At 64.9% G+C, this 15,657-nt stretch carries 13 protein-coding genes; 3 read left to right on the plus strand and 10 right to left on the minus strand.

The genetic code is table 11. The annotated features are described in order from the left end of the window. Nucleotides 1-534: 534 nt before the first annotated feature. From thrC to AC13HB_RS01855, 5 genes are all read right to left on the minus strand, one after another. Nucleotides 535-1,833, minus strand: a complete 1,299-nt coding sequence (gene thrC, locus AC13HB_RS01835) for a threonine synthase (protein ID WP_482948013.1) — start codon at nt 1,831-1,833, stop codon at nt 535-537. Then, a complete protein-coding gene (locus AC13HB_RS01840; protein ID WP_482948014.1) occupies nt 1,830-2,774 on the minus strand; it encodes a homoserine kinase in 945 nt (314 codons plus the stop codon). The genes thrC and AC13HB_RS01840 overlap by 4 nt, the downstream gene beginning before the upstream one ends. Then, nucleotides 2,771-4,618, minus strand: a complete 1,848-nt coding sequence (locus AC13HB_RS01845) for a homoserine dehydrogenase (protein ID WP_482948015.1) — start codon at nt 4,616-4,618, stop codon at nt 2,771-2,773. The genes AC13HB_RS01840 and AC13HB_RS01845 overlap by 4 nt, the downstream gene beginning before the upstream one ends. 62 nt (nt 4,619-4,680) lie before the next feature. After that, nucleotides 4,681-4,848: a hypothetical protein gene (locus AC13HB_RS01850; protein WP_482948016.1), complete on the minus strand. Its 168-nt coding sequence runs from the start codon at nt 4,846-4,848 to the stop codon at nt 4,681-4,683. Nucleotides 4,849-5,103: 255 nt separating this feature from the next. Then, on the minus strand, nt 5,104-6,723 hold the full coding sequence (locus AC13HB_RS01855; protein WP_482948017.1) for a phosphoenolpyruvate carboxykinase: 1,620 nt from the start codon (nt 6,721-6,723) through the stop codon (nt 5,104-5,106). A gap of 237 nt (nt 6,724-6,960) precedes the next feature. On the opposite strand from AC13HB_RS01855, the gene AC13HB_RS01860 reads away from it, so the two are divergent. Beyond that, on the plus strand, nt 6,961-8,097 hold the full coding sequence (locus AC13HB_RS01860; protein WP_482948018.1) for a DUF2891 domain-containing protein: 1,137 nt from the start codon (nt 6,961-6,963) through the stop codon (nt 8,095-8,097). Here AC13HB_RS01860 and AC13HB_RS01865 read toward each other — a convergent pair whose 3' ends face one another. Further along, on the minus strand, nt 8,098-9,054 hold the full coding sequence (locus tag AC13HB_RS01865) for a pirin family protein (protein ID WP_482948019.1): 957 nt from the start codon (nt 9,052-9,054) through the stop codon (nt 8,098-8,100). Between the two features lie 117 nt (nt 9,055-9,171). Between AC13HB_RS01865 and AC13HB_RS01870 the strand changes: the two genes are divergently transcribed. Beyond that, the gene (locus AC13HB_RS01870) at nt 9,172-10,596 is read left to right on the plus strand and encodes a M20/M25/M40 family metallo-hydrolase (protein ID WP_482948020.1); all 1,425 of its coding nucleotides are present in this window, start codon (nt 9,172-9,174) and stop codon (nt 10,594-10,596) included. Between the two features lie 101 nt (nt 10,597-10,697). Here the strand turns inward: AC13HB_RS01870 and AC13HB_RS01875 are convergent, their stop codons facing one another. The 4 genes from AC13HB_RS01875 to AC13HB_RS01890 all read right to left on the minus strand — a co-directional run bounded on the left by AC13HB_RS01875 (nt 10,698) and on the right by AC13HB_RS01890 (nt 13,713). Further along, nucleotides 10,698-11,369 carry a glutathione S-transferase gene (locus tag AC13HB_RS01875; protein ID WP_482948021.1) on the minus strand — a complete coding sequence of 224 codons (672 nt, stop codon included), beginning with the start codon at nt 11,367-11,369 and terminating at the stop codon, nt 10,698-10,700. 69 nt (nt 11,370-11,438) lie between these two features. Continuing rightward, entirely contained in the window at nt 11,439-11,759 is a 321-nt protein-coding gene (locus AC13HB_RS01880; RefSeq protein ID WP_482948022.1) for a hypothetical protein, read from the minus strand. 176 nt (nt 11,760-11,935) lie between these two features. Next, nucleotides 11,936-12,724 carry a hypothetical protein gene (locus AC13HB_RS01885; RefSeq protein WP_482948023.1) on the minus strand — a complete coding sequence of 263 codons (789 nt, stop codon included), beginning with the start codon at nt 12,722-12,724 and terminating at the stop codon, nt 11,936-11,938. Nucleotides 12,725-12,783: 59 nt separating this feature from the next. After that, the gene (locus AC13HB_RS01890; protein ID WP_482948024.1) at nt 12,784-13,713 is read right to left on the minus strand and encodes a hypothetical protein; all 930 of its coding nucleotides are present in this window, start codon (nt 13,711-13,713) and stop codon (nt 12,784-12,786) included. A gap of 189 nt (nt 13,714-13,902) precedes the next feature. On the opposite strand from AC13HB_RS01890, the gene AC13HB_RS01895 reads away from it, so the two are divergent. Next, nucleotides 13,903-15,654 carry an amidase gene (locus AC13HB_RS01895; protein WP_482948025.1) on the plus strand — a complete coding sequence of 584 codons (1,752 nt, stop codon included), beginning with the start codon at nt 13,903-13,905 and terminating at the stop codon, nt 15,652-15,654. The last annotated feature ends 3 nt before the right edge of the window (nt 15,655-15,657 follow it).

The raw sequence follows: 15,657 nt of genomic DNA on the forward strand, positions 1-15,657 counted from the left end.
ACCAAAGCAGGGCCCGGTGGTGGCCATCGGTTCGGAGAGGCAGCAAAAGCGCTGACTGTCTGTCCAGACCGGTTTCGAGAGGGAGCCCGTGAGGGCTCCAGTAAATCTCCGTGTGCAGGATGTCCCTGATGTCACTCACACTTACATATACCCACCGGCATCAGCCGGCATCCTGCACCCCTCATACCGCCAGGCCGGAAGGTCGTGGCGCTGAAAGTGCTTCGTCCTCCCCGCCCGGGGGAGGTGTCCCGAAGGGACGGAGGGGGAATGGTGAAGGATGGGGCGCCGAATACCCCCATCGACCCGCGGCCTTGCCGCGGCCCACTTCCCCCGGCGGGGGAAGATGAAAGTCGCTCTGACACCCGGGACCACCGTTCCCGCAAGCGCGACTGCGCGCCGGCCCTTATGGGCCGCCCCATCGGAGGCGTCCGCGAAGCGGACTGCCGTGAGATCGAACAGATTACCCGGGGGAAGACGAAGCGTCCCATGGAAGCAAAGGCCCGGAACCTCGCTGCAAGATGGCCGGGGCTGCAGTCAGGGTTCCAGGGCTGCGGCGAGGGCGTTGAGGTCTGCCGGGATGTCGGCGACCAGGACTGGGCGTTCCAGGACGGCGCCCAGCGAGGACGGGAGCGGGATGGTCTGGCCGATCAGAGGCTCGACGATGTCGGCGAATTTGGCGGGGTGCGCCGTTGCGCCGATGATCCAGCCGCGGTCCTCGCGCGCTTTGCGGGAAAGGCGTTTCCAGGCGGCGAGAGCGGTCGCCGTGTGCGGACAGGCGATATAGCCCGTCGTCTCGAAGGTCGAACGGATCGTCTCGCGAATGGCGTCGTCATCGACGCGGATGGCCGCCTCGATCGTGCTCTGCCCGCCGTCCTCGGAGAAGGCGGCGAGGCGTTCGAAATTGCTCGGCGCGCCGACATCCATCGCATTCGCAAGCGTCGCGAGGGAGGGGCGGGCGCGGTATTCGCCTGTCTCCCGCCAGTCCGCCAGGGTGGCGTTGGCATTGGTCGCGAGCACGACGGGTCCGATGGGAAGGCCGCAGGCGCGGGCGAGAATGGCGGCGAAGGCATTGCCCAGATTGCCGGTCGGGATGACGAGGCCCGGCTTCTCGCCCCTGGCCCTGAAGTGCCGGAGCGAGGCATGCGCCCAATAGCTCATCTGCGGCAGAAGCCGTCCCACGCTGATCGAGTTCGCCGAGGTCAGATGATGCCGGCCGGTCAGGGCGGTGTCCGCGAAGGCCGCTTTTACGAGCCGCTGACAATCGTCGAAATCGCCGTCGATCCGCAGGGCCGAGACCGGCGGTTTCCAGCAACAAAGCTGGCGCTCCTGGAAGGCCGAGATACGTCCCTTCGGGAAGAGGATGAAGGCGCGCACACCGGCCAGGCCTTCGGCCGCGCAGCCGACGGCACCGCCTGTATCGCCCGAGGTCGCGACAAGAACCGTGAACGGGGCGTCCTCGGACTGGCCCAGCGCCGCGAAGGCGCGGAACAGGAAGCGGGCGCCGAAATCCTTGAAGGCCCCGGTCGGCCCGTGGAAAAGCTCGAGAATGGCGGGGCCGGTATCGGGACCGAAGGGACGGACTTCGGGACAGGGAAAGTCGAAGGCGTCGCGGCAGATTTCCGCCAGGGCGGCTGCGAGCGGCGTGCCGGCGAAGAAGGGCGCCAGGAGACGTCGGGCGACATCCGCCAGCCCGGTATCGGCATCGAAGTCGGCTGGCGTGAAGCCAGGAAGAAGGTCCGGGAGATAAAGGCCGCCATCGGGCGCGGCTCCGGCCTGGAGCGCGGCGTCGGCGGAAACCGGAGGGGCGTCGCCCCGGGTGGAGAGAAACTTCATTCGACCGCCTCCACACGCAGTCCGCTGGAATCGATATCGGCCTGATAGGCAGTCGCCTCGCAGCCGGCCGACCGGAAGGCCTGGAGCATGGCGGCTTCGACCGCATCGCGGTCGGCGTCCCGGACCCAGGCGAAGACCGAAGGGCCGGATCCGGAGAAGGAGCAGCCCAGCGCGCCGGCCGCGCCTGCGGCGTCCTTGACGGCGGTGAGTTCGGGCAGGAGCGGCAGGCGTTGCGGTTCGATCAGGATATCTTTCAGGCCCGACGCGACGAGGTCGAGATCATCGGCTGCGCAGCCGGCGACGAAGGCTGCGATGTTACGGGCGTGCTCGACGGCGATATCCCGGGCAACGTCCGACGCAAGAAGTTCGCGCGCCGCCTGCGTCTCGATATGCCGGTCCGGATGGATCAGGACGCAGGCCACGCCGGAGGGGACGGGCAGGCGCCGGATCAGCGGCGGGTCGAGTCGTGCGGCGAGAACCATGCCGCCCAGCAGGGCGGACATGACATTGTCCCAGGGCGGCGGATCGGCGGAGACGCGTTCCCCTTCCATGGCGAGCGGAAGCAGGTTTTCGAGCGCAAACGGCTCGCCGAGCAAGGCATTGGTGGCGCCTGCGGCCGCCACAGCCGATGCCGCAGAGCCGCCCATTCCCGCACTCAGGGGCACGCCCTTGTCGATATCGAGGCGCAGTCCGAACGAAGCGCCCGCCGCGTCGATCACCGCCTTGGCGGCTGCGAGTGCGCAATTCCGCTCGACCGCGTCGGGAAGCGTGTCGACGAGACCGCTGACGGCACCGAGACGGATGCCGGGCTCGGGCTCCCGGAAGACGGTAACGCGATCCCGGACCGCATCGAAGGCGAGGCCGAGCGCGTCGAACCCGACGCCGATATTCCCGATACTGGCCGGCGCGCTGGCGCATGCCCGGCGAATGGACTGGTTCATGCTGGCCTTCCCGAAGACAGGCGAGCGTCATGGCTAAGCGGATTCTCCGCCAGCCGCGATTCCCCGGCGAGGGTTTGCGGATGATCCGCCGCGGCGAGCTCACGCTGAACGTCCATGATGTCGGCGAAGACCGCTTCCGCCGTCGGCCAGCGTCCGGCTCCCTTGCCGGTGAGGCATTCGGTTCGGCCCGGCAATTCCAGCAGGAACCCATTGCCCTCGTTTCTGAGCGCGGCGAGGGGGTGGTTCGGCTCGAGGGCGCGAATCTCGACGGCGGCATCGACACTTCCATCGGGGCGCGTGGAGCATCGGGCGATCTGTTTGAAAACCCGGCCCTGTTCCCGGGCTGCATGAATCTTTTCAGCAGGCAGGGCCGACAGGCTTTCGCGCCTGATCTGGTCGGGATAGAGCGGGACGCCGAAGGCGTGGCGGACGATGAGTGCGAGCTTGTCGGCGGCGTCATGGCCGTCCAGATCGGTCGACGGGTCGGCCTCGGCGAACCCCAGCCGCTGGGCTTCCGAGACGGCTTCCGCGAGCGTGGCGCCGGCGTCCAGCTGGCCGAACACGAAATTACAGGTCCCGTTGAGAACGGCCTCGACGGAGAGGACGCCGTCGCCCCGTTTCAGCGCATCGAGCCGTTCGAGGACGGGTACGCCGCCGCCGACGGCTGCGGAATAGTGCAGCTTCAGGCCGTTGGCGTCGGCCAGGTCGCGGAGCCGTTCGATATCCAGGGCGATAACCGCCTTGTTTGCGGAGACGAGGTGAGCGCCGTCGCGCAGGACGCTCTGCGACAAGGCGCGGGCCAGTCCGGTTCCGCCGATCGTCTCGACGACGAGTTGCGGCGAACCGGCGAGGGCCTCGGCGGGATCTTCGGTGAAGTCGAGGCCCGGCGCCAGTGCGGCATGGCGGTCCCGGTCCCGGACGAGAACCGGATTGAGCGAGAAACGGCCCGGATGGGCGAGGATGTGTTCGCAGACACCCGCACCTACGGCCCCGTGGCCGAGCACGGCAACGCGCAGCGGAGCGCACTCGCGTGCGGCGGCTTCACGCCGCTTCACGCTGTCGATCCGCGTGGCATAGCCCCGCCCCAGAGCGGCGACCTCGATGACGACATTCTTGTCGCGTGCCTGGAAGATGGCTTTTTCCTGCACGAGGCCGCGGCTGACACGAGCAGCTTCCTCGTAATCGAGTTGTTCGAGGCGCCGGGCATTGGCGACTTGCGCCGGATCGTCGGAATAGACGCCATCGACATCCTTGATGAGCCGGACCCGGTTCGCGCCCAGCCAGTGCGCGAACTCCACAGCCGTCAGATCGGTTCCGCCGCGACCCAGCGTCACCGGACCGGCTTCGCCTTCGCCGAAGAAGCCCGGCGCCACGATGACGTCGGCCTGATCGAAGTGGGCGAGCACGCGTTCGGCGTCCAGACCGGTGAGATTGGCATCGAGCGGCGACCCTTCCGCCTTCAGGCCCATCTCATGCGGGTCGAGCACGCTGACCGGGACGCCCGAGCGCTGCAGGGCCAGTCCCATCAGGGATGCCGATTTGAGCTCCCCGCAACGGACCAGGCGGGCAACCAGGCTGTCGCTCTGACCGTCGCCGACGGCCGCACCGACCTCGAACAGTGCATCGGTTTCGCCATCCAGCGCGGAGACCACGGCCACGACCTTCTCTCCGCCTCTAACATGGCGGTAGATTTCATGGGCGGCGCGGGCGTAGTCGTCCGGTTTTCGGAGCACGCTGCTACCGAATTTCAAAACGCAGAACTGGCGGGGCCGGGCTGGCTGTTCGTGTTGGGGCATCGGGTCCTCTCGGGTCTTGGTCTGACGGTTGGTCTGGAATTCGGGCATGAAAAAACCCGCTCGCCTTGCGGGGAGCGGGTTGGTGTGTCTTCGCGGTTATTTGTCTTCCGCTAGCGCACGCCGGCCGCCCCCCTTTCATAGGTGGAGGTCGTAATCATCATGGTGATGGTGGTGGACGTGCGGGTCATGGAACGCGCGCAGGAGCTCGCCGTCATGCCGGGCCGGGCATGTGCGGAAAGAGCCGTGATGTCGCGAACGAGCGCCATGTCAGTGTCCATTTTTTCGCCGCAGCTCGTGCTGCATCTGCGAGATACTGTTTCAAGCAAGGCTGAAAAAAGTCTCAAGGTCAAACATATTTTTCCGCATGAGCTGATTTTGACGAGGCTGCTCGGCGAAATCTATTCGCTCAGTCACGTTTCCCGCACGAAAATTTCACGCGACGGTTTTGCGCTTGGGGGAGGTCCAACCTGTTGTCCAAAAAAAAGAACCCCGGCCGAAGCCGGGGTTCCCGATGAGTCGTCGTGTAAGGTGCGCTATTCGGCCGCCGTTTCCAGGACGCGGCCCTTGGCCTTCGGTGCAGCGGCGCGGACATAGGGCGCGACATGGTCTTCGAAGACCTTGAAGTTGTCGTTGAACATGGTGGCCAGCTTGGCCGCCTGGCGGTCGTAGGCCTCCTGGTCGGACCAGGTCGAGCGCGGATCGAGGATCGCGCTGTCCACGCCGTCGACAGCGATCGGGACCATGAAGCCGAAATTCGGGTCTTCGCGATAGGCCGCTTCGTTCAGCGATCCGTCCAGTGCGGCATTGAGCAGGGCACGCGTCGCCTTGATCGGCATGCGATGACCTTCGCCGTAGGCGCCGCCGGTCCAGCCGGTATTCACCAGCCAGCAGTCGACATCGTGTTCTGCGATCAGCTCGCGGAGCAGGGCGCCGTACTCGACCGGGTGACGCGGCATGAAAGGCGCACCGAAGCAGGCGGAGAAGGTGGCGGTTGGCTCGGTCACGCCTTTTTCCGTACCGGCGACCTTTGCGGTATAGCCGGACAGGAAATGGTACATCGCCTGGGCCGGCGTGAGCTTGGCGATCGGCGGCATGATGCCGAAGGCGTCGCAGGTCAGCATGACCAGGTTTTTCGGGTGACCGCAGCGCCCTGTCTCGCTGGCATTCGGGATCGCCGAAAGCGGATAGGCGCCGCGGCTGTTCTCGGCCAGGCTCGGATCGTCCAGATCAAGGACACGCGTCTCCGGATCCATCACGACATTCTCGAGCACCGTGCCCCACATTTTCGTGGTGGCGTGGATCTCAGGCTCGGCTTCCGCGGAGAGGCGGATCATCTTCGCATAGCAGCCGCCCTCGAAATTGAAGAGACCATTCTCCGACCAGCCGTGTTCGTCATCGCCGATCAGCGTGCGGCTGGCATCGGCGGAGAGCGTGGTCTTTCCGGTGCCGGACAGGCCGAAGAAAATCGCGGCATCGTCATTCTCGCCGACATTCACCGAGCAGTGCATCGGCATGATTTTCTTGGCAGGCAGGAGATAGTTGAGAATGGTGAAGACCGATTTCTTGGTCTCGCCGGCATAGGATGTGCCGCCGATCAGCACCAGCTTGCGCGCGAAATCGACGCCGATGACGGTCTCGGAGCGGCAGCCATGGCGTTCCGGGTCGGCCTTGAAGCTCGGCAGGTTCACGATGGTGAACTCGGGATCGAAGCCGGCGTATTCGTCCTCCGCGGGAATGCGCAGGAGGTGACGGATGAAGAGGGAGTGCCAGGCCAGCTCGTTGACGACCCGGACCGGAAGCCGGTGATCGAGATCGGCACCACCGAACAATTGCTGCACGAAGAGCTCCTTGCCCTCCATATGCGCGCGGAAATCGTCCCAGATCGCTGCGAAATGATCCGGCGAGATCGAGGCATTGCTGTCCCACCAGACCTGGTCCTCGGTCTCGGCATCGCGGACCGTGAACTTGTCCTTGGCGGACCGGCCCGTATGGGCGCCGGTCTTCACGACCAGGGCGCCGCCCTCGGCCACTTCGCCTTCGCCACGGCGCACGACTTCCTCGTACAGGCGCGCTTCGTTCCAGTTGAGGTGAACCGTTCCGGCTCGAATCCCCAATGCGTCTAGGCCGCCGTCGCGACGATCAGTGTTCAACATGATTTTCCTTACCCCCAGTGCGCTCGGGTTCTTTGTATGCCGCGAGCCGGTCACCTTATGCCAAGGCCTGCAGGGGCCGCTCCCGGCGGTCCCGATGCCTCGAGTTCAGATCAACGGAAAGCAAGTCCCTTGCCAGCTCCGCCGAATGGTTTTGGAATATCGCGGGTACCAGATCGGGCGGGTGCAGAAAAGCCCCCTAGGCACGACCGAAATCGAATGTGAAGGGGGAGACAAGCAATGATCGCCAAGTCCATTTTCCGCTGTGCCGCTGTTTTTGCTTTGCTTTGCAGCAACATCGCGACTGCGCAGGAAGAGCAAGACCAGATGGATGGGGAAACCCGATTCATGCAGCTCGCACTGGATTGCGTGCAGCGCGAATATCCCAACAAGGTGAGTCACGTCCTGCAGGGCGACTCGGACGCCCTGCCGCCCCGCGCGCTGCACCCCGCCTTCTACGGGTGTTATGACTGGCACTCGGCGGTGCACGGGCACTGGCTTCTGGTCCGCCTTCTGCGCTCCTCGCCGGAGAGCGAGCTGGCCGCGGCAGCGACTGCGGCGCTCGACGCCAATCTGACGCCGCAGACCATCGCCGGCGAAGTCGCCTATTTCCGCGGCGAGGGGCGGGCGTCCTTCGAGCGTCCCTACGGTCTTGCCTGGTTGCTACAGCTCGGCCTCGAACTGCGCGAATGGGACGATCCCCGTGCATCACGCTGGGCCGAAGCGCTCGCGCCGCTGGAGGCGGAAGTCGCCGACCGGTATCGCAGCTGGTTGCCCAATCTGCTCTACCCGATCCGCATCGGGACGCATAACCAGTCCGCCTTCGGTTTTGCCCTGGCTCTCGACTGGGCGCGGGAGACGGGGGATCGCGAGCTCGAGCGGCTGATCGTCGAGAAGTCTCTGGAATTCCATGGCGATGACCGGAACTGTCCTATCGCCTATGAGCCGTCCGGCGAAGATTTCCTGTCGCCCTGCCTGATGGAAGCGGACCTGATGCGCCGCATCCTGCCGCCCGATACCTATCCGGACTGGCTGGCCGAATTCCTGCCCGGCATCCCGACCGATGGCAGTGCCGACTGGCTCGAGCCGGGTGAAGTCGTCGACCCGACGGATGGCAAACTGGTTCATCTGGATGGTGTGAACCTGTCCCGCGCCTGGAATCTCGACGCGATCGCCGCGGCTCTGCCGGAAGACGATGCCCGCCGTGCGGCGCTTCTCGCGGCGGCCCGGCGGCATGCCGAGACCGGGATCGCATCGGTCAGCGGCGAAAATTACGAAGGCGGTCACTGGCTGGCGAGTTTCGCGACCTATTACACGACCCGCCGGGCACTGGAGGCGCCGGCCTGGCGCCCGGTGCCGGAGGCGGACGCGCCCTGATCAGCTGGTGGGGCAGTCCTTGCTGGCTTCGACGGGTTCATGGCTCGGCTTGCCGTCGGGCAGGGGAATGTGTTCCGTCTCGCCTTCCGGAAGGGTGAAGCGCCCGCCGGCCGGGAACCCCTGCTCCGCGGCCCGGGTCCAGTCGGCGCGGGCAGCCTGGATTTTTGACGCATCCGACGCAACGAAATTCCAGTCGATCTTGCGTGTGCCCAGCGACTGCCCCCCGCACAACATGACGATGCTGTCGGTCGCTGCTGAGATTTGCGGCGCGCTTCCCGGAGCGAGCACCGCCATCTCGCCCGGTGATATGCTTTCGCCGTCGATGCTGACGTCGCCCTCCACCAGGTAGAGCGCCCGTTCATCATGCGTGATGTCGAGCGTGGTGGTGCTGCGGGCGGGCATGGCGCCGTGCAGGTAGAAGATCGGCGAAAAGACCTCGACAGGGGACGTCTCGCCCCAGGCATCGCCAAGGATCAGCCGGAAGGTCGCACCACCGCGCGAGATTTCCGGCAGGGCTCCGGCATCATGGTGATGGAAGGCCGGGTCCGCGTCTTCGAGCCGCTCGGGCAGGGCGACCCAGACCTGAACGCCATAGAGCCGGTGACCCGTTTCGCGCTCGGGATCGGGCGTGCGTTCGGAATGGACGACGCCGCGACCCGCGGTCATCCAGTTGATGTCGCCGGGACGAATCACTTGGCTGATGCCGAGGCTGTCACGGTGGTGCATCGCTCCGTCGAACAGATAGGTGACGGTCGCAAGCCCGATATGCGGGTGAGGCCGCACATCGATACCCTGTCCCGGTGGCAATTCCGCCGGGCCCATCTGATCGAAAAATATGAAGGGGCCGACGGTCCGGCGCTTGGAGAAGGGAAGTACGCGGGCGACTTCGAAACCGCCGATGTCCCGGCGGCGGCCCTCGATCCGGCATTCGATGGACGTGGTGGCAGTATCGGTCATGATCTTTCCTTCCCTGCAGCCCGACCTGCCGCCGATCGGCGAAAGATCGCACCGCTCTCTCTTGCGTCGCGCGGCGTGGCGCTCATAGTGCTGCCATCGATATTCGGGGAGAATACAATGAAAGCAATCGTCGCGCTCGGAATGACGGTCTTTCTGTCGGCGGAAACAATCGCCCAGGAGCGGTTCGAGGTTTCCGAAACGCATGCCGAGACCACCCAGGCGCTCATCGACACCGCGCTTGAGAGCGATCTCGCCTGGGACATCGTCGAGTCCCTGACGACGGAAGTCGGTCCGCGCCTGGCCGGTTCCGAAGCCGAGGCCCGCGGCCGCGAATGGGGGCGTGCGCTGGGCGAGGAGCTGAGCTTCGACAGGGTCGTGGTGGAAGAGTTCACCATGCCGTTCTGGGATCGTGGCGAGATGGAAATCGTCATGACGGCGCCCTACGACATGCCCTTGCACGGCACGGCGCTGGGCGGTTCGGGACGTTCTCCACGCCTTGGCCGCCTCGAATCCGAGATCGTATATTTCCGCAATGTCGATGCCCTGATGGCGGCAGAAGACGGGTCGCTCGATGGACGCATTGCCTTCGTCGATGGCGACGCCATGGTGCCGAGCCAGACCGGTGCCGGCTACGGTCCTGCCAATCAGCGCCGCCGTATCGGCTGGCAGCATGCCGAGCGAGCCGGGGCCGAGGCCCTCGTCGTCCGTTCGGTGGGATCGGACAGTCACCGCAATCCGCACACCGGCATGATGTCCTCGATGGACGGCGCGTGGGCGGACATCCCGGTCATCGCCGTCTCCAACCCGGACGCCGATCATTTGCGCCGGCTGCACCAGGGAGGCGAGAGCATCTCGCTGCGCATCCACTCCACCGCCGGCTGGCATGGCGATGTTTCGAGCGGCAATGTCGTCCTGGACATCGTCGGCAGCGAATACCCCGACGAGATCGTCCTGATCGGCGGCCATCTGGACAGCTGGGACCTGGGTACGGGCGCGGTCGATGACGGCGCCGGCATTGCGATCACGGTTGCGGCCGCCGAACTGGTGGCCCGCCTGCCTGAGCGCCCGCGCCGCACGATCCGCGTCGTCATGTTCGGGGCCGAGGAAGTCGGCCTGCTCGGCGCACGTGCCTATGCCGAAGCGCATGCGGATGAAATCGGAAATCACGTCCTGGCGACCGAGTCCGACTTCGGTGCCGGCACGATCTGGCAATTCGTCTCGAACGTGTCGGACGAGGCCGATCCGGCCGTCGATGCCATCGGACGGGCGATCGCGCCGCTGGGGATCATCCGCGGCGGCAGCGATGTTCCGGGCGGCGGACCGGACATTATTCCGCTGGCCATGCAGGGCGTGCCGACGGTTCGCCTGAACCAGAACGGCATGGACTATTTCGATCTGCACCACACGCCGGACGACACGCTCGACAAGATCGATCCCGACGCGCTGGCCCAGAATGTCGCGGCCTATGCGGCCCTGATCTATCTTGCGGCCAATCTCGATGTGGACTTCCGGACGCGGGAAGAGATGGCGGGAACCGAATAGGCCGACGCCATCTCGCTGGTCCAGCATGAAAAAGGGCGGCTCCTGCGAGCCGCCCTTTTTATTGTCCGGAGTTCAGTGTCGGACCAGCCGTCTGCGACCGGCTATCCGCCGATAATGCCGAATTTCCCGCCGCGCTCCAGCGCACGCTTGTAGGCCGGCCGCTCATGAATCCGGTCGAGCCAGGCGCGGATATTCGTATGGGACGCATCCAGCCCGCCCCGCGCCGAGGCCGCTTCGATGGGGAAGCTCATCTGGATGTCCGCCCCGGTCAGCTCGTCGCCGGCAAACCAGTCACGGTCCGACAATGCGGCGTCGACATACGCGAAAAGGCGTTCGATTTCCGGATTGGTGAAGCTGCTATTGAGCTTGTTCGCCAGCATCCGCGCGATCGGCCGGACCAGGAAGGGGACGCGCGGCCCGGTCAACTGGGACAGCACGAGGCGGACGAGGAGGGGCGGCATGAGGGACCCTTCTGCGAAGTGGAGCCAGTAGGTGTAGCGTCGCGCTGCTTCCGTTCCCGCGTCCGGCCGCAGCTTCGGCGCATAGGTTTCGATGAGATATTCGATAATGGCTCCCGATTCCGCGACGCGAATCGCGCCATCGGTAATCACGGGTGACTTGCCGAGAGGGTGGATGTCGCGCAGCGCGGCAGGGGCCCGCATCGTCTTGGAATCGCGCTTGTAGAGCTTCACCTCGTATTCGATGCCGATTTCCTCAAGCAGCCAGAGAATGCGCTGCGAGCGCGAATTGTCGAGGTGGTGGAGCGTTATCATGGCTGGGACCCGGCGTTTGAGGACGATAGTTCGAAACTAGCCTTCATACGGGGCGCTGCAATGGGTAGATCAGTCGAGCTGCGGTTCGATCGCATCAGCCGCCGGAGCGTCCCAGCCTTCGAGCGTCATTCCGAAGTCCAGACCGGCATGCCGAAAGCGGTGATGAAGCTCGTCCGCCAGTCGCGTATTGCCGTCCGCCAGGTCGATGATGGTGTACAGGCTGAGACGCGCCACATGGCCGACATGGGTGTGGCCGTGGTCGGCGAGGGTAAAGGCGAGCTCCATCAGATGGGGCTGGCGGGCACAGAAGGTGATGATGTCCTTGTCGACGATCCGGCGCAGCGTTTCCCGGCCATGGCGGGCGGAGTGCTCATAGACGGCATCAGCCATTTTGCTCAATCCCTAGCGGCTCGGCATGTGCGATACACTAGATATTGTGGTGATGCGCGAGTCGGGGGAACGCATAATCTATAACCTGCGGTGCCCGCTTGTGGATAAGCGCGCAGCCGCCCGCATGTCCGGGCCCATAGCGTCAGGCGGGAGTCACATCGAGAGGTCTGGCAGACTCAAATGTCGTACCAGACCGCGTATATTCCCAATTGAGAGAAGACCGCGTCCCAGTAGGCGCGAAGCTCGGTATGCTGGTCCCGTTCCCAGCCGTCGCGGGGGATCAGACGGATTTCCAGCGTTACGCCGCGAAGCGTATCGCCATAGGTTTCGCGGATCGTTGCGGCCACACTGGCCGACGGCGGAAGCCGGCGGGCGAGGTCGCCGCGATTGCGGCCATAGACGCTGAAGGTCTCGGAGTTCTGAAGCATGTCAGAAACCAGCACGATCCGGCGTGCCGGGACGTTGCGGTCGAAGCTCGGATCCTGGCCGAGGCGCGCCAGCGCCTCGATGATCGGGCTGCTCGGCGCATCCTTCGGCTCCACCAGGTCCGCGAGGGCGCGATCCAGCGGGTCCGCGAACAGTGCTTCATAGCGGGCCTGGATGCGGGTCGGATTGCGGTAGAGCGGATTGACCTGCGCGCCTGCCCCCGGATTGCATAGCGAGAACCGGTTGGTGTTGCGCAGCTGGCCCGTCTGGTTGAGTTCGTAGAGGGACAGCCGCTCGCCCACATCCAGCGCATCGCGCTCTTGAAGGATCAGATTCCCGATCATGTTCGCCTGTGCCGGCGAGTAGAGGTCCGTCTTGTCGATGACCACGACGCGGTGAGGCGGAACACTGTCCGCGAGACACAGCGTCTGGCTGTCGTATTCGGCCGGCTTCAGGACGAAAGCCGCATAGCTGATTGCACCGAGTACGCCGACAATGATCAGCAGGTTGAATAATCCCAAGGCGTCGCGTCCGGACATGGCCCCCCCTCCGTCGCAGTCAGAACGAAGCGACGCCGGAGCGCCGCTTCGCGTTCAGCTTAACCATGCTGGCCCGGTCCGGCCAGATCGATACAGATCTGCTCGTGAAGATCCTTGGCGGCGACCAGTTGTTCCAGTTCACCCTGGCTCAGCTTCTTGGCATCCTTCCAGCCCGATTCCAGCGTCTTTTCGAGATCGCGCGACGCGGCTTCCAGGCGGCGGGTGACAGCGCCATATCCGGGGATGGCGTCGTCGAACGTGCGACCCTTATAGGCGGCGATTGCGGCGAAAGTCGTGCCCAGAATGAACAGCAGCAAGGCTTCCAGCGTCTGAATTCCGAACGGGTTCTGCCGCGCTTCCGTAACTGGCGTCAGGACTTCGCCCGTTGTCTCCGCACCGCCGAGCGCCAGCGTTGCGGCGTTCAGCTCCAGCAGGTCGCGGAAGTGCGATGCTGTGAGATTCAGTGCGATCAGGGCAGCGATCGCGACGGCGACACCGGCAGCAGCGGCTCCGCTGATCAGAGGTTTGTGACGGTTGGACATGTGTCTCAGACCGATGAAACCGATCAGGAAGAAGGCGGCGATGACATTAGTGAAGGAGACGGTGATCGCCTGCAGCCAGCCACCCAGCAGGCCGAGATCGGACCCCTTCGAGAAGAAGTATGCGTTCGCCAGGCCTTCAAAGAGAACCAGGGCTGCCAAAACGGAGAAGTGCAGGATGTGGCTTTTGGGATAGACCGCGGCCCGGTCGATCGGCTTGATCGCCGGCTTGTCGGTGCCCTGCGAGTCTTCGACCGCACCACCCCAGGTCCGGCGGAATTTGAGCAGGTCGGCCCGGCGCGCTTCTGCGATGGCACGCGCACGGCCAAGCTGAATCATCGCGGCCGGAGCCCGCGTATCGCGAAAATCCGAGATGTCGGAGCGTTCGTCCGCACGCGACTCGAAGACGTCATTATCGAAGTCGTTACGGTCGAGAACTGTCTGGTCCAAGGGCATGGCCTCCCCCTTTATTCAAAATGCCGGTCCGGCACATGAATTAGGGTTAATGATGAATTGTGAACCGAAATGGGGCGGAATGCGGCAATTTGTGGGTCAATTCGATTTCGCAAATTCCGTTTGCGATTGAACTTCGAGGTTCGGGGACGCAGATTTGCGGGGGAAGCCGGTATGGGGAGAAGCATGAAGAAATCAGACACGTCGCGCCGCGATCTGCTCAAGGGTGGTGCCGTTGCGGTGATCGGCGCCGGCGCATCGGGCGCTGCTTTCGGGCAGTCGCAGGCCCCTGCCGCTACCGCCATCGAGGCGTCCTCTCCGGTCACAGTCGATACGGTCCAGTGTGCCGAGGCCCTGTTCGACGTCCAGTATAGCGATTCCGAGCGTGAGCAGCTGGTGATGGAGATCGACGATTGGATCGATCGGATGACGCAGCACCGCGGGCTGGAAAAGCCGAACACGCTCGCACCGGCCAGTGTCTTCGACCCGCGACTGCCGGGGCGTGCCTATCGGGCGCAGGACGGTGGGGTGATCGCGTCGGGAGCCCGTGCGGGGCCCTTGCCGTCCGATGATGCCGCGATCGCCTTTGCGCCGGTCTGGAAACTGTCGACCTGGCTGCATGCCGGGCAGTTGACCTCCCGCCGGCTCACCGAGATCTATCTGGATCGCATTGCCCGCCACGGCTCAACCCTCGAATGCTTCGTTACCGTCACGCCGGACATCGCTCGGCGTGAGGCCGACATTTGTGATCTCGAGTTTGCCGAAGGACGCTCGCGGGGGCCCTTGCACGGCATTCCCTACGGTATGAAGGACATTATCGACGTGGCCGGTGTTGCTGCGACCTGGGGGGCGACACCCTATCGCGACCGGGTTGCCGAGACCGACGCTGCGGTCACGCAACGCCTGCGCGAAGCCGGGGCGGTTCTGCTCGGCAAGACCACGAACGGTGCCATTGCCTATGGCGACCGCTGGTTTGGCGGCGTCACACGCAATCCCTGGAACACGGCGGAAGGATCATCGGGCTCGAGCGCCGGCTCCGCATCCGCGACCGCGGCGGGTCTGATCGGATTCGGGATCGGGACGGAGACGCTCGGCTCGATCGTCTCGCCCTCCAATCGTTGCGGCACGACAGGCCTGCGGCCGACATTCGGCCGCGTATCGCGATCTGGGGCGATGGCCTTGTGCTGGTCGCTCGACAAGATCGGTCCGATCGTGCGCGGAGTCGAGGACACGGCATTCGTGCTGGCGGCGATCAATGGCTTCGATCCGCAGGACCCGGGCTCAGTCGAAGCCGGGTTCGAGGCGAATGCGGGGCGCGATGTCCGCGGCATGAGGGTCGGCTACAATCCGGCCTGGTTCGAGAACGGGACGGATGCCGACCGCGCCGCACTCGAGGGGGCCCGAGCGGCCGGCGTCGAACTGGTCGAGGTCAGTCTGCCCGACTTGCCCTATGACGCGCTGTTCGCTGCCGTCGAGGCCGAATCCGCGGCGGCCTTCGAGGATCTGACCCTGAGCGATCGCGATGATCTGCTCGTCTGGCAGGAACCGGCGGCCTGGCCGAATACCTGGCGCCGGGCACGCTTCATATCGGCGGTCGACATGATCAATGTCGACCGTTTCCGCCGTCAGGTCATGGTCGAGATGGATGCTGTCTTCTCGGATCTGGATGCGATGATCGCGCCGAATTTCGCGGCAGGCCTTCTCGTTATCACCAATTTCACCGGTCATCCGCAGCTTGCTTTCCGATCCGGCTATAACGAGGTGCCGACCCGGACCATATTCGGCGATTCCGCGACGGAGAATCCGGAGCGTTTTCGCGTCCCGCAGACGACCAGCTTGTGGGCGCCCCTTTTCGAAGAGGGCAATATCATCGCGCTGGGGCGGGAAATCGAGCGGCGCCTCGGTGTCGCGGACGATCGTCCGGCCGGCTTTGCATAGGGG

Source organism: Maricaulis sp. B-26 (assembly GCF_056857855.1).